The organism is Undibacterium sp. 5I1 (genome assembly GCF_034314085.1).
Lineage (GTDB): Bacteria > Pseudomonadota > Gammaproteobacteria > Burkholderiales > Burkholderiaceae_D > Undibacterium.
Genome location: NZ_JAVIWI010000001.1, coordinates 1,891,614 through 1,907,221, shown reverse-complemented (window position 1 = coordinate 1,907,221; position 15,608 = coordinate 1,891,614). Strand labels below are relative to the sequence as shown.

The window sequence follows — 15,608 nt, the reverse complement described above, 5'->3', positions numbered from 1 at the left end:
ATAGTGATGAAAAAAGATAAGGAGAAAAAACGACTATGAACGCATGGATGATGTGGCTGGTGTTGGCGGGTTTGGTGGTGATACTAGAATTGTTTACCGGCACTTTTTATTTGTTAATGATTTCTATCGGCATTGTGGCTGGTGCCTTGGTTGCTTTCTTCAATTTTGGTGTCTCCACACAATTGATTATTGCCGCTTTGGTGGGTGCGGTTGCTACGGTTACGCTGCACAAAAGTAAGTATGGTTTTACAAAAAACGTGGATGCGGCACGTGATCCGAATGTGAATATGGATATTGGTCAGCGCATACAAGTCGATGAATGGAAGGATGCTGGCAACGGTAAATTTAATGCACGCACCATGTATCGCGGTGCAATGTGGGATGTAGAGTTGCAGCACTCCGCTGGGTATCCTGGCGTATATGTGATTGATGAAATACAAGGAAGTCGTTTAATTGTAAAACCGTCGTAAAACACGGCAATGCCGTCGCAAATATTTAGTCGTAATGACTTAGTAGCCGCACTTGTTAGCGGTGCTTAGTAGCAATACTTAGTTGCTGTAATTAGTCACTATATTGAGTCATCTTAATTTGTCTGTAACCGATGTGAATTTTATGGAGTGTATATGGGTAGTTTTAGTGGTGTAGCTTTAATTCTGTTTGTTCTGGCAATGGTCTTTGTCATCAAAACCATTAATGTCGTGCCGCAACAGCATGCTTGGGTAGTCGAGCGTTTGGGTAAATATCATGCAACTCTGGGGCCAGGTTTAAACATTGTTGTTCCTTTTGTTGATCGCATAGCCTACAAACATATTTTGAAAGAAATCCCGTTGGATGTGCCACCGCAAGTCTGTATCACGCGCGACAACACACAGTTGCAAGTGGACGGTATTTTGTATTTTCAAATTACGGATGCGATGCGCGCATCGTATGGGTCTTCCAATTACATCGCTGCGATTACGCAACTGGCACAAACCACCTTACGTTCTGTCATCGGTAAGATGGAACTGGACAAAACATTTGAAGAGCGCGACCACATCAATACAACGATCGTGAATGCGATTGATGAGTCCGCCGCCAATTGGGGTGTCAAAGTCTTGCGTTACGAAATCAAAGACCTCACACCACCCAAAGAGATTCTGCATGCGATGCAGGCGCAGATTACTGCCGAGCGTGAAAAACGTGCCCTGATCGCCGCGTCGGAAGGTCGTAAGCAAGAGCAAATCAATATTGCAACCGGTGAGAGAGAAGCCTCCATCGCCAAATCAGAAGGTGAAATGCAAGCATCGATTAACCGTGCGCAAGGTCAGGCAGCCGCTATCCTCTCTATTGCAGAAGCGAGTGCAGAAGCGATTCGTAAAACTGCCGCTGCGATGCAATTACCAGGTGGCTCTGATGCCGCTAATCTTAAAGTTGCAGAGCAATATGTAGCGGCCTTTGCCAATTTAGCTAAGACCAATAATTCCATCATTATCCCAGCCAATTTGGGTGATATGAGCGGCCTGATCGCCACCGCAATGCAAGTCGTCAAGTCCCAAAAAGTCATCGCAACAGAAGTGCCGCGACGACCTTCTTAATCTTCTTATGGAGCGTGACAGGCTCCCTATTTTTCCACAAAAAAAGCAAACAGTAGTTCAGCTAGCGCTTATCCAGTGCTAGTCAGGCCGCTGCATTTCCAGAAAATCGGGATTCATAAAAAAAGGATTCATCATGCTTGAAATTATTTTGGCAGTCTCCGTACTTGCCCTCATTATTTTGGTGTACGCCAGCAATATGCTGGTGTATATCTCCAACGAAAAAATCGGTATCGTAGAAAAGAAATGGTCACTGTCAGGTTCCTTAGAACATGGATTTATCGCCTTAAGCGGTGAGGCTGGTTTTCAGCCCGAAGTCTTACGTGGTGGCTTCCATTTATTCTTCCCATTCCAATATGCGATTCATCGGCATGATCTGGTAACGATACAGCAGGGCACGCTGGCCTATGTATTTGCCCGCGACGGACAAGCGATGGCGCCGACACAAAATCTAGCCTGCAATAAAACGGCAAATGACTTTACGGATGTGCGTGGATTTTTGACCAGCGCAGGTCAAAAGGGCTTGCAAAGAAAAATTCTGCGCGAAGGTACTTATGCGATCAACCTTGCTCAATTCGTCGTCTTGAGTTCTGAAAAAGTCTACGCCTTGCCTCTGCCAGGCGACACCAATATCAATAGCGAAGGTCAGGTCGTTGGTCAATTGGCAGAAATGTTAAATGAACTAAGAAAGCGTAGCGGCTTTCAGCCTCTGGTGATCCGTGACGATAAACTGGCTGTCATTACTACGCATGAAGGCCAATCTCTGCCAGAGGGCACCATCGTTGCACCCGTGGTTGGTGCCGATCCCCATCACGCTGCCAGCTATCACCATGATTATCAAAATCCTGAAGTTTTTATTGATGCTGGTGGTTATAAAGGTCGTCAATTACAAGTCTTGGTGGAAGGTACTTATTATCTGAATGCACGTTTCGCCAGTTATGAAATCGTAGAGAAACGCGTGGTCGCAGTGGGCTATGTCGGTGTGGTTGTCTCTTACACTGGCAAAGCCGGTAATGATGTGACAGGTGAGGCGTATCGTCATGGTGAACTGGTGGGCAGTGATGAAAAAGGTGTACAAGCTGCGCCGCTATTGCCTGGAAAATACGCACTCAATCCCTATGCTAAACGGGTCATCGATGTCCCAACGACGAATTTCATTTTGAAATGGCAATCAGGGGCTGTTGGTTCGCATGAGTTAGATAAGCATTTGAGCGAAGTGTCCTTAATTACCAAAGATGCGTTTGAGCCTGATTTGCCATTATCTGTAGTCGTCAATATCGACTACAAAATGGCACCGCTCGTGATTCAGCGCTTCGGCGATATCCAAAAATTGGTTGAGCAAACGCTGGACCCGATGGTTGCTGCTTATTTCAAAAATATTGGGCAAGGCAAAACGCTGATCGAATTATTGCAAGAGCGTTCCGATATCCAAGAGCGCGCTAAAGCAGAAATGCGCAAAAACTTTGAAGGCTATAACCTGACTTTAAATGAAGTCTTGATTGGCACTCCACGCGCCAAAACAGGGGACACGCAAATTGAAGTCATCCTAAAACAACTGCGTGAACGTCAAGTCTCCAGAGAGCAATTAGAAACCTATAAAACCAAAGAAACTGCGGCAGTACAAGAACGTATTCTGCGCGAGGCAGAGGCCAAAGCGAAACAACAAACGGCCATTACCGAATCAGAATTAGCCGTCAAAATCGCCGAAAACCAAGGTAGTGCAGCAGTGCAGAAAGCGATCAAAGCAGCTGAAGAAGCACGTCAAACGGCGTCTGGTGCAGCGGATGCCAAACGGACTCTGGCCAATGCCGAAGCGTATCAGCTACAACAAGTCGGTGAGGCACAAGCAAAAGCAACTCGCTTGAATGTAGAAGCCTACGGCGGTCCAGAACTGCAATTCCAGCAAACCGTCTTACTGCGCTTTGCTGAGGCGATTGAAAAAGGTCACATCGCCATGGTGCCCAGCATACAAACCGGTGGCGCAAGTGCGTCGGCAGTGGATGCATTTCTGGCCTTGGCAGCGAAGGATTTATTGAATAAGTCTGAGAAAAAAGAAGCGATCATTATTTGATCACCTAAGCTCGATCTGATTGCAGTAGATCACAAAAGCACCGCATGACTTTGAAAAGAGTCATGCGGTTTTTGTTGTAATTCAGGAGTGAAAAAAATCACTGAGTGGTTCTCATACTTTGTGACGGAAACATCTTTCACTTAATACCACGAATAAGAAGAGTATTTAATATACTCCCTATCATTTTTATGAAATATGCCTCATTGTCCAATGATTATATGGACAATAAATTATACTAGCTGGGAGTATTTAATACTAGTCTATGGCAATGATATCTAAAACTTGGCTGAACTGATGCCTGAGACAGCAAATCAATTGACTTGTTTCTAATCTATTCACGATGTCTTGCCCACATTGATTGAAGCAAATTTTTGTCAAAAATATCATGATCTGACTTAAGATATGGCTTGATTGCAACTACACCATTCTTGTTTTGCTTTTCGGCCTTACAGCCTTACAGCCTTAGCAACTCAATCCAACTTTGCCGACACACGTAATTACTTCATGAGCCAATCTCGCAAAATTATTCTCGCCATTGCCGCCTTCGTTGTTGCGGCGCTGGTCGCATCAGGTGCTTATATTTTTTCTACCAGCAAGGCAACAAAGCCAGAGCAGGGGAAGGCTGATCTAGTTGATATCGCTCCATCGCAAAACAAGTTGCCGAAAGAGTTAGGCGATATTCTGGCAGCGTACAGAAAAGTGATCGTACTGCTCGGCGATGAAAAATCACTCAATGCCAAAGAGAAAACTGCTGCCAACCGGATTGGTCAAGCCTTGTTTCATGAAAATCTGGGGCGACTGGTTGCGGTCGATGATTATCTAGATTCATTAAAAAAACTCAAAGCGCCAGAGCGCGAAGCCGCGTATGACACGATACTGAACTTTATCGAGTCTGGTGAAGGTTTGTTCGATGCCGATCGCCTCGCTTTCCGCGAAGTCTTACTCAAGCTGCAAAAAGCGATTGCGACTGAACAGACTTTGCCCGCGATCAAATTACATAAACGCGTCGGTGACGATTTGGCTGCCTTAGACGAGATAGAAAGAGAATACGATAAAGAATTAAAAGATATTTTCTCCCGGTTTGAAACCCGCTCGATAGAGCTAAAACGGGAGCGTTGGGATGATTACCTCAACAAGCTGCGCAAACTTTATCCGCGTGAGCAGATCCTTAAAGACTATGGCGTGATCTTGCCTTACCCTGAGATTCCGGAGCCGGTTGATCCCGCCGCTGCCAAAGACAAGGATATTTTTGGGACTGGTTTGCCTGCCAAAACAATCGTCTTGACGTTTGACGATGGTCCACATGCGACATATACCGACGAGATCGCAGCGATACTCAAACAATACAATGTGCCTGCGGTATTTTTTCAGGTCGGGCGCAACGTTGGTACCGTTGATGCGCAAGGTAAGGAGAAGCTGAATAAAAATGCGGATATCAGCAAAAAATTATTGGCATCCGGGTATGCGATTGGAAATCACAGCTTTAGCCATGCCTTGCTCTCGAAAGAAAATGGCGATAGTTTGCACGCCGAGATCGCACAAACCGACCAGTTATTAAAAGCGATTGATCCCGCGCGCTCGTCCTTGTTCCGCTTTCCGTATGGTGCCAAAAATAAGGAAGGCATGCAGATCTTGTCCAGCCTTGGTTTGCGTTCAGTGTTGTGGAATATTGATTCCTTGGACTGGGCCGACCCCGTCCCCAATTCGATCGCGAACCGTGTATTGGCGACAGTCGATAAAGAGCAACGCGGTATTATTTTATTCCATGATATTCACGAGCGTACCGTCAAGGCATTGCCGCTGGTGTTGGATAAACTGATCGCCGATGGGTATCACTTTGCTGGATGGAATGGCAGCGAATTTAAGGTAGGGAAAGAAACTACCGCGCCAGTAGAAAAAATTAGTATTACGACCGATTATCAAAATAGCTGGGCAGTCGTCATCGGAATCAATGATTATGCTAAGTGGCCCAAGTTGCAGTACGCGGTACAAGATGCGAATTCGATTCGTGACATGCTGATTGGCCGTCTGGGATTTTCCAGCGACAAAGTCATTACCCTGACCAATGCCGACGCCACCAGAAACAATATCCTGAGCGTATTTCATGACAAGCTAGGTCATGGACAACTGAAAAAAGATGACCGTGTTTTTGTATTTTTTGCCGGCCACGGTGCTACCCGCAAACTGAGTTCCGGTCGCAATTTGGGCTACATCATTCCTGTTGATTCCGATCCTGAACAAATCTCCGTCGATGCGATCCCGATGACGGATTTGCAGAACATCGCCGAGAGCCTGAATGCCAAGCACATCCTGTTTGTGATGGACGCCTGTTACAGCGGCCTTGGCTTAACCCGCGGTGGCGGCACCAGCAGTTTCTTGCGTGAGAATGCCAAGCGGCTGGGTCGTCAGATGCTGACTGCCGGTGGCGCGGATCAGTTAGTCGCTGATGGCGGGCCAAACGGCCATTCGGTCTTCACCTGGACGCTGCTACAAGCCCTTTCTGGCAAAGCGGATCTTAATGGTGACGGCATGATCACAGCGACCGAGCTAGCAGCTTACATCGCACCTGCAGTGTCTAGTGTATCGCAACAGACTCCCGCATTTGGCAGCCTGCCAGGATCAGAGGGCGGTGAATTTGTATTTGAAGTGCGGAGCGAATCCGAGTTCTTAAACGCCAAGACAGACCAGTTATCCGCAGATGCGATCGCACTCAACAGCAAGATTGATGGCGCCCGTAACAAGGTCGGTACAGACGCACCAATCGTGATTAAAAATCTGAATGGCGGCGAGCAAAAAATCGCTGCGCCTAAACCGGTTGACGCGTCATCGCGGCAGCTAGCGCAACGTGCCAATGATCAGGGCTTGCAACTTTATCGGGAAAAACAATACGCGCAGGCAGAGGCGGCCTTCACAGAGGCGCTCAAGTACCGACCTGACTTTGGTTTGGCTGCGAATAACCTGGGTTTCGTTTACTTTAAACAAGAGAAGTTTGCCGAGGCGGCACGCTGGTTTGAAAATACTTTGCAAATCGATCCTTCGAGAGCCATCGCCTATCTCAATCTTGGCGATGCAAGAGCAAGGCTGAATGACAACGAAAAGGCAAAAGCCGCCTACAACACCTTCTTGCAGCTATCGCCGAATAGTCCCAATGCCGCGTATGTGAGAGAAGCGTTGAAGAAGTTGAATTAATCTTGATGGAAGCGGGGGCTGATTCAATAAAGTTGAATCAGCGAGCTTAAATCAGCGTACTTAAATCCGCAAAATTGAACTTATAAAATTCAATCCGCGCATTGGTAAGCAAACCAAACACATCACTCCTTCTCCCGCGAGCGGGAGAAGGCTGGGGTGAGGGCAGATGCAAACGGCAATGCAATTTATCTCAAATCACCAGCACCGGATTTACCACCAGCATTTGGAAACTCGACACACGTAGGGTGCGCCATGCGCACCGTTGGTCGTTAAATCTAGCAGCTCAAGTTTATCGGTGCGCATGGCGCACCCTACCTATTTTCTTGTCGCTGCAATGTAAATCCTGTTTCTTCAACCAAAAATCAGATCAGGTATGGATCAAACGACCACCGCCAAAAGACCAATTCTCCCAGGTAGTTTCTTTAAAACAGACCATCACGTTTTCCGGATTGTGATCCAGCGCAGTCAGTCGTTGTATCAAATCGTCGAGTAATTTTTTCTTGATTTTCACACTGCGCCCGACCGACCACAGAATTTCAATGAAGACAAAATCATCAGTGCGGGGAGATGTCAGATCTGGGTACGTGCTATCAAAGCGAAAATCATCCGCATCCAATTCCAATACACGATGGAACTTGTCAGTCACGGGCACGCCAGATGCCACCAGCGCAGCATGAACGGAATCTAAAACGCCGGATTTGAATTCACTCGATTTTGGCTTGCGGACAGTAATGGTGACTAAAGGCATGATCTTTCCTCTCATGAAAAAAGATCACTATACCCGTAAGTTCAAATTTGCTTTGGAGCGACAAACTTAGGTGCGAAAACTGTTCAGGCAACTCATGATGATTCTGCGCGTCGTTCAAAGTGCAGTAAATCCTGCCATTCACCGTGCAATTTGACGCTGCGAATTGACCGGCCAAATTGGCTAAACCCATTTTTCTCTAACACTTTTGCCGAGCCGATATTCGCTGGACGGACGACCGCCTCAATACGCCATAGTTTGAGTGGGCCGAAGGCTTCTTTCAATAACAAATCGATGGCACAACTGGCGATACCTTTACCGGTCGCCGATTGCGCCATACGGTAGCCGAGTGTCGCTTTGTTGTAATGTGCTCTGACAATATTGGTGAGATTAATTCTGCCAACTAACTGCGGCTGATTAGTGCCCGAATCCGTCGCCCAGATCAGATATTGAAACGACTTATCCTGCTCGCGCTCAACCTCTGCAGCATGCAACGTAGCCCGCACCTGTGCCAGATCATAATAGGCGTCGGTGCGACTGTGCACCCATTGCTCAAAGTAGTCGCGGTTCTGCAATTCAAATGCAAGAACGGCGTCAGCATCTGCAATGCGAGCGGGTTGGATGATGACTGTCATGGAATTGGATTAAAAGTGGGGTAGGTTGTGCTGTACAAAAATGCAATGTCAAATGATCGCGTCAAATAGGGTAATTTTAATATACTCCCCCTTATTTTATCTAAATATGCCTTATTGCCATTTGATTATATGGACAATTAAATTTACTGGGTGGGAGTATGTTAATGATGTTTTTTTATTGTGCCGGTTATCACGTTCTGATAGCTTGCTATTTCGCGCAGAAAATATCCCAAGTAGGTACGATTAGCGCAGCGTAATCGTACGCATGTTGAACCCAGATTTTCCATTAGACCGCTACCACTTCGCAAAAAACGCAGACGGCGTGCGGTCTTCAGAGGGATAAGTGGGAACGCTACAGCGACAATTGCACCTTTGGCGAACTGCCTGGCGTTGTTGCTCCTCCTAGCAAGATGCAGCTTGCGTCGTCGTCGCGTCTAGCCAGTCAGTCCGCCAAAGGCACACTTGTCGCTGTTCCAATGGAAAATCTGGGTTGAATACTCCAATCACATCAACGAATACCTGATTCGTGTCTAATTGCTGTTGTATATTTTTACTGATGGAGGTGTCAGGTGAGCAATGATGTGCGTTCGATTACGTTGCGCTAATCGCACCTACCAGGTTGACTTAATGAAGCTAATTTCTTTACGACACAGCCTCCAAAAATTCCTGCTGCTCCAGCCAGTCCGCCTCGGTTTGTTCTAGCTCTTTTACTAGATACGCCTGATCTAGTAAGAGACCTTTTAGTTTCTCTTTATTGGCATCGCTATAGATATCGCTACCTTCAAGCTGGGCTGAGATATCTTGTTTCTTGGCGTTGAGCTTGGCCATTTGCTCTTCCAGGCGTTTGATCTTTGATTCGATCGGTTTGCGTTGTGTGGCGAGCTTTTGTCTTTGCTCTGCGTCTCTGCGTTTTTTTTCTTTATCTTCGACCTGATCTTCTACCGGGATCGGTTTTGCCAGTGGCAAACTGTCTTGCTTTTCTTTAGTTTTGGCTGGCAAACTTGGGGCGGCTTCTTTGGCTAATTTATTTTTGAATAGCCAGTCTTTATAGTCGTCCAGATCGCCATCAAACGGTAACAATTTTCCATCGGCGACGATGATGAATTGGTCGGTAGTGGCGCGTAATAAGTGGCGGTCATGTGAGACGACGATCAGCGTACCTTCAAACTGGGCGAGCGCTTCGGTCAGTGCTTCGCGGGTTTCCAAGTCCAGATGGTTGGTTGGTTCATCGAGCAGCAGCAGGTTAGGGCGCTGCCAGACGATCATGGCTAATGCGAGGCGGGCTTTTTCGCCACCGGAGAAAGGTGCGATGGGGCTGGTGACCATGTTGCCGGGGAAATTGAAGCCACCGAGGAAATTACGTAATTCTTGCTCGCGTACATTGGGTGCGATGTGGGCGAGATGCCAGAGTGGTGATTCGTCGTGGCGTAACATTTCTACCTGATGCTGGGCGAAGTAGCCGATCTCTAAGCCTTTGCCTGTTTGCATATCGCCGCACAAAGGCGCGATGTCGCCGACGATGGTTTTGATCAGAGTAGACTTACCTGCACCGTTGACGCCTAATAAGCCGATTCGCTGGCCGATTTGTAGCGAGAATTTGACGTCGGAGACGATGGTTTTTTCAGTGAAACTGTGATCAGTTTTTGATTCAACCCGGTAGCCGCAGTTGACGTCTTCCATGACCAACATAGGATTTGGCGCGCTGAGTGGTTCGCGGAATTGGAATTTGAATTCAGCCGCAGCCCGCAGCGGCGCGAGTTCTTCCATCTTAGCCAATGCTTTAATGCGGCTTTGCGCTTGTTTGGCTTTACTGGCCTTGGCGGCGAAACGATCAATAAAAGATTGCAGGTGATCGCGTTTGCGGGTTTGTTTTTCTAAGGTACCTTGTGCCAGGATTAACTGGGCGGCGCGCTGCCGTTCAAACGCGGAATAGTTGCCTGAATAGCGCTTGAGTTTGCGCTCATCAATGTGCACGACGACGTTGACAACGACGTCCAGAAAGTCGCGGTCATGCGAAATGATGAGCAGGGTGCCTGCGTAGCGTTTTAGCCATTCTTCCAGCCAAATAATCGCGTCCAGATCCAAATGGTTGGTGGGTTCATCGAGCAACAATAAATCGGATTTGCACATCAGGGCTTGCGCCAGATTTAAACGCATGCGCCAGCCACCGGAGAAGCTGGCAACGGATTGTTCCATTTGTGCCAGCGTAAAACCGAGACCCAGCAATAATTGTTCGCCGCGTGAGCGCACGGTATAGGCATCAGCATCGGCCAGTGCACCGTACATTTCGCCAATGGCGAGGCCGTTTTCTGCGCTCTCGGGTTGTGCTTCCAGCGCGGCTAATTGTGCTTCTAGTTTGCGTAAGGTGGTGTCACCATCAATCGCATAATCAATGGCGCTGCGTTCCAGTGCGGGTGTTTCTTGTGCGACGTGGGCGAGTTGCCATTTGGCGGGAAATTCGATGCTGCCTTGATCTGGATGCAGCTCTCCGCGCAACATGGCGAACAGGCTGGATTTGCCCGCGCCATTAGAACCGATCAAGCCTATCTTGTCGCCGGGATTGAGCGTGACATCGACGCTATCGAATAGAGGTTTGGTGCCGCGCGCCAGGATGACTTGTTGAAGACGTATCATTATTTACTTATTTCTAAAATTTCAAAAAACGGGGAGTATGTGATTCTAAGTGTTGATCGCCCAAGTATTATCTGGACGATCTTCATTTTAATGTTGATACTTATAGTGAGTATCTTATTTTTGGCAGTGCGATATTAGCTGCTTATTCACTACTTATTCAATGCTTATTCATTATTTAGCTGACTGGCGTTGATGAGAAATACCATGTCGTCACCCGCGCTGGTAGATAGCCAGGTCAGATCGAGGTCAGCAAATGCTTGCTCTGCAAAGGCTCGTTCATTGCCGATTTCTACCATCAGGATGCCGTTTTTGGTCAGACGTTTGCCTGCGCCTGCGACGATTTTACGCACCAGATCCATACCGTCCTCACCACCAGCCAGGGCGATTTGTGGCTCATGCAAATATTCTTGTGGCAGTTTACTCATAGAGCCGGAATTAACATACGGCGGATTGGTAATAATCAGGTCGTATTTTTTGTCTGGCACATTGGTGTATAGGTCTGACTCAATCAGGGTAATGCGGTCCTGTAGTTCGTAAGTATCTACATTGCGTTGGGCGACTGCCAACGCGTCTTTAGAAATATCGACGGCATCAACTTGCGCATCCGGAAAGGCGTCAGCCAGCATGATGGGCAAACAGCCAGAGCCGGTACAAAGTTCCAAAATTTGCGTGATTGTGTCCGGCTCTTGCACCCATGGTGAAAAATGCTCAGGGATCAGTTCTGCGATGAATGAACGCGGTACGATGACGCGCTCATCGACGTAAAAATTATACGTGCCTAGCCAAGCTTCATTGGTGATGTAAGACGCCGGCACGCGATCGGTCGAGCGACGATGAATTACAGTCAGACAGGCTTCGACCTCCTCTGGTAGCAAACGCGCATCCAGAAACGGATCAATTTTATCAATCGGTAATTTGAGCGTATGCAGCAGCAGATAGGCGGCTTCATCTAGCGCGTTAGCACTGCCGTGACCGAAAAATAATTTTTCCGTATTGAAGCGAGTCACCGCATAGCGTAACAAATCACGCAAAGTTAAAAATAAAGTAGAGGGTAGTTTGCTCATGTCAGCAGGTTTTCTAAGGTGCGGCGATAAATGTTTTTGAGTGGATCGATAAAGCGGACTTCGATGTGTTCATCAATCTTGTGGATACTGGCATTGGGCGGACCAAACTCAACCACTTGCGGACAAATTTTGGCGATAAAGCGTCCGTCGGAGGTGCCGCCAGTGGTGGACAATTCTGTCGTCAGGCCGGTTTCAGATTGAATCGCGGCACCGAGTGCATCACTTAACTCACCTTTTGGCGTGAGGAAGGGATGACCGCCGATCGTCCATTTTAAATCGTAGTCCATACCGTTTTTGTCGAGGATGGCATGCACGCGTTGTTGCAAACCTTCTGCTGTACTGGCGGTAGAAAAACGGAAATTGAAATCAATGACGGCGGTGCCAGGGATGACGTTGGAGGCACCAGTACCGGAGTGAATATTCGACATTTGCCATGAAGTTGGCAGGTAATACTCGTTACCTGCATCCCATACCTCTGCCACCATCTCTGCCAGCGCAGGGGCAACCAGGTGAATGGGATTTTTTGCCAGTTGCGGATAGGCGATATGACCTTGCACCCCTTTAATAGTGAGCTTGCCGGACATCGTGCCGCGTCTGCCGTTTTTAATGGTGTCACCCAACAGATCAACTGAGGTTGGTTCGCCAACGATGCAATAATCCAGTTGCTCACCACGGGCTTTGAGTTGTTCACAAACGACAACGGTACCGTCGGTTGCCGGACCTTCTTCGTCGCTGGTGATCAGGAAAGCGATGGAGCCTTTGTGATCTGGATGGGCTTCAATAAATTCCTCGCAAGCGACTACAAATGCGGCAATCGAGGTTTTCATATCCGCTGCGCCACGGCCATATAACTTGCCATCTCTGTGGGTAGGCGTAAATGGTAACGACTGCCATTGATCAACTGGCCCGGTTGGTACGACGTCGGTATGACCGGCGAATACCAATAAGGGTTGTGCAGTGCCTTTACGCGCCCAAAGGTTGGTGACATCACCGGACTGTATTGTCTCGCACTGAAAACCAAGAGGTGTCAGCAAAGAGATCAGTTCATCCTGGCAGCCTTTGTCTTCTGGTGTGACAGAAGAGAGCGCGATCAGTTTTTCTGTCAGCGCAAGTGTTTTACTCATGGCGATTATTTGAAAAGAGGTTGGTATTGTTGGGCCGAAAATCCGACTTCGATATGCGTGACTTTGGCGCTGGAGGATGGTATTCGCAACACAGGACGTTTAATGATGGAGGGCGATGCAATCATCAGTGCAATCGCTGCATCGATATCGCTGACCGAGGCTTTTTGCTCATCTGTGAGCGCGCGCCAGGTTGTGCCTTTGCGATTGATTAGTACGTCAAGACTGGTGTGCTGAAGCCAGCCTTCAACAGTTGCGCGCTCTAGTCCCTGTTTTTTAAAATCATGGAAATCGAAAGTAAAATTGTAACTAAGAGCGTACTCCTGCAACCAGGCGCGTGCCTTTTTGACGGTATCGCAATTCGGGATGCCATATAAAACGAGTGATTGCATGTTCTAATTTTTCTATTATTTCTTTGTATAAACTTGGCTATGAATTTGTTTATACGTTCAGTGTAAATTCGGTGAAAGACGCTTCTTCTTTTTGTTCTGGTTCTGGCTCTGGCGCGGTTGGACTTGGTCCGGCTTCGTTATTGAGCAACCACAATAAGTTATTAGCAGAATCGGCATTGGCCAAACCTTCTTCCTGACTGATCAGACCTTCTTTAATCAGGTGCATTAACGCACGTTCAAACGTCTGGGAGCCTGGCGATAAACTTTTCTCAATCGCTTCTTTAATCTGGAAAATATCGCCTTGCTCGATCAACTCTGCTACATAGCGCGTATTGAGCATAATTTCTACTGCCGGGCAACGACCTCCATCGACAGCACGTATCAGGCGCTGCGACACAATGGCGCGTACTGAAGAAGACAAATCTAATAACAGTGCGTTTCGATTTTCCATCGGGAAGAAGCTGATAATACGATTCAGTGCCTGATAACTATTATTGGCATGCAGCGTCGCCAATACCAGATGACCTGATTGGGCATAAGCAATCGCTGCCAGCATGGTTTCAAGATCACGAATCTCACCGATCAAAATACAATCCGGTGCCTGACGTAGAGAATTTTTTAAGGCGGTTTTCAAACTGTCTGAGTCAGTGCCAATTTCGCGCTGATTGACGATGGATTTTTTACTTTTAAACAGATATTCAATCGGATCTTCTAAGGTCAGAATATGACCAGTTCTGATTTCATTACGATGATCCAACATAGAAGCAATGGTGGTGGATTTTCCCGAACCGGTGGCACCCACGACCAGGATCAAACCACGCTTTTCCATAATCAGTTCGGACAAGACCAGCGGTAAGTGCAGCGTATTTAATGCAGGGATATTTCCCGGTACAAAACGCAGTACCGCTGATACTGTGCCGCGCTGACGGAAAGCAGACAGGCGGAAACGACCGATACCCGGCGCGCCGATACCGATATTAAGTTCATTCTCTCGTTCCAGTTGTGCCATGTGCTCTGGCGATACCACTTCATTAAGCAGCGACAGAATATTCGCCTGATCCATCTTTTGCTGGTTAATCGGCAGAAGATTGCCATTAATCTTGAGATGGATAGGCGAGTTCATGGCGAGAAACATGTCTGACGCATGTTTTTCTTTCATCAACTGGAATAAGCGATCCATTGCCATGGTGTGCCCCTATACAAAAAGGAAAAGAGTAAAAACTTAAAAAGTCGATGTATTTCTTTTTACAGAGGCACACCGAAACAAGGATCTAAACGAAAAATTAAACGCCGCGCAGCAACTCGTTAATACTAGTTTTGGAGCGCGTTTGCGCATCAACACGTTTGACGATCACTGCACAATACAAGCTGTATTTGCCATCTGCAGAGGGCAGGTTTCCAGAGACTACAACAGAACCAGAAGGAATGCGACCATAGCTGACTTCACCTGTGGCGCGATCGTAGATTTTGGTTGATTGGCCAATATAAACACCCATGGAAATCACGGAGTTTTCTTCAACGATGACGCCTTCTACGACTTCAGAACGGGCACCGATAAAGCAATTGTCTTCAATGATGGTTGGATTAGCTTGCATTGGCTCTAAAACGCCACCAATTCCTACGCCGCCTGATAAATGTACGTTTTTACCGATTTGCGCGCAGGAGCCGACGGTTGCCCAGGTGTCCACCATCGCGCCCTCATCGACATACGCACCGATGTTGACGTAGGACGGCATTAATACAACATTTTTACCAATAAAACTGCCGCGACGTGCAACGGCAGGTGGTACCACGCGGAAACCGCCTTTAGCAAAATCTTCTGCGGTGTAGTCAGCAAACTTAGTCGGTACTTTGTCGTAGAACTGCATGTTATCGCCGGATGGCATCACGATGTTGTCTTCCAGGCGGAAGGACAGCAAGACCGCTTTTTTAATCCATTGATTAACTTGCCAGTTACCGACGCTGATTTTGTCAGCGACCCTCAGTGTTCCAGCATCAAGCTGGGATAAAACATGGGCAACGGCTTCGCGTAATTCTGCAGGTGCCGATTTAGGTGAAAAACTGGCGCGATCTTCCCAAGCCTGGTCAATGATTTGCTGTAATTGTTGAGTCATATTATTTTTTCAGTTTTTATAAAAGAGAGTGAATAGGTAGGTCGTTGATTCAATTAAAAGATCAAAATAAGA

At 47.4% G+C, this 15,608-nt stretch carries 12 protein-coding genes; 4 read left to right on the top strand and 8 right to left on the bottom strand.

What is annotated here, in order from left to right; translation table 11 throughout:
- The first annotated feature begins 35 nt into the window (after positions 1–35).
- From RGU72_RS08405 to RGU72_RS08390, 4 genes are all read left to right on the top strand, one after another.
- Positions 36–470 carry an NfeD family protein gene (locus tag RGU72_RS08405; protein WP_322119299.1) on the top strand — a complete coding sequence of 145 codons (435 nt, stop codon included), beginning with the start codon at positions 36–38 and terminating at the stop codon, positions 468–470.
- Between the two features lie 153 nt (positions 471–623).
- Complete coding sequence (locus tag RGU72_RS08400) at positions 624–1,574, top strand: stomatin-like protein (protein ID WP_322119298.1); 951 nt, start codon at positions 624–626, stop codon at positions 1,572–1,574.
- A gap of 133 nt (positions 1,575–1,707) precedes the next feature.
- Entirely contained in the window at positions 1,708–3,642 is a 1,935-nt protein-coding gene (locus RGU72_RS08395; protein ID WP_322119297.1) for an SPFH domain-containing protein, read from the top strand.
- Between the two features lie 504 nt (positions 3,643–4,146).
- A complete protein-coding gene (locus RGU72_RS08390) occupies positions 4,147–6,831 on the top strand; it encodes a polysaccharide deacetylase family protein (protein ID WP_322119296.1) in 2,685 nt (894 codons plus the stop codon).
- A gap of 367 nt (positions 6,832–7,198) precedes the next feature.
- Here RGU72_RS08390 and RGU72_RS08385 read toward each other — a convergent pair whose 3' ends face one another.
- From RGU72_RS08385 to dapD, 8 genes are all read right to left on the bottom strand, one after another.
- On the bottom strand, positions 7,199–7,579 hold the full coding sequence (locus RGU72_RS08385; RefSeq protein ID WP_322119295.1) for a tautomerase family protein: 381 nt from the start codon (positions 7,577–7,579) through the stop codon (positions 7,199–7,201).
- A gap of 92 nt (positions 7,580–7,671) precedes the next feature.
- Entirely contained in the window at positions 7,672–8,211 is a 540-nt protein-coding gene (locus RGU72_RS08380) for a GNAT family protein (protein ID WP_322119294.1), read from the bottom strand.
- 642 nt (positions 8,212–8,853) lie between these two features.
- Positions 8,854–10,845 (bottom strand): ATP-binding cassette domain-containing protein, encoded by a 1,992-nt coding sequence (locus RGU72_RS08375; RefSeq protein ID WP_322119293.1) that lies wholly within the window; start codon positions 10,843–10,845, stop codon positions 8,854–8,856.
- A 164-nt stretch (positions 10,846–11,009) separates the two neighbouring features.
- Positions 11,010–11,909 carry a 50S ribosomal protein L3 N(5)-glutamine methyltransferase gene (gene prmB, locus RGU72_RS08370; RefSeq protein ID WP_322119292.1) on the bottom strand — a complete coding sequence of 300 codons (900 nt, stop codon included), beginning with the start codon at positions 11,907–11,909 and terminating at the stop codon, positions 11,010–11,012.
- Positions 11,906–13,033 carry a succinyl-diaminopimelate desuccinylase gene (dapE, locus tag RGU72_RS08365; RefSeq protein WP_322119291.1) on the bottom strand — a complete coding sequence of 376 codons (1,128 nt, stop codon included), beginning with the start codon at positions 13,031–13,033 and terminating at the stop codon, positions 11,906–11,908. Before dapE ends, prmB begins: the two co-directional genes overlap by 4 nt.
- A gap of 5 nt (positions 13,034–13,038) precedes the next feature.
- On the bottom strand, positions 13,039–13,422 hold the full coding sequence (locus RGU72_RS08360) for an arsenate reductase (RefSeq protein WP_322119290.1): 384 nt from the start codon (positions 13,420–13,422) through the stop codon (positions 13,039–13,041).
- A gap of 49 nt (positions 13,423–13,471) precedes the next feature.
- Positions 13,472–14,608, bottom strand: a complete 1,137-nt coding sequence (locus RGU72_RS08355; RefSeq protein ID WP_322119289.1) for a PilT/PilU family type 4a pilus ATPase — start codon at positions 14,606–14,608, stop codon at positions 13,472–13,474.
- Positions 14,609–14,705: 97 nt separating this feature from the next.
- Complete coding sequence (gene dapD / locus RGU72_RS08350; RefSeq protein WP_322119288.1) at positions 14,706–15,536, bottom strand: 2,3,4,5-tetrahydropyridine-2,6-dicarboxylate N-succinyltransferase; 831 nt, start codon at positions 15,534–15,536, stop codon at positions 14,706–14,708.
- Between the last annotated feature and the right edge of the window lie 72 nt (positions 15,537–15,608).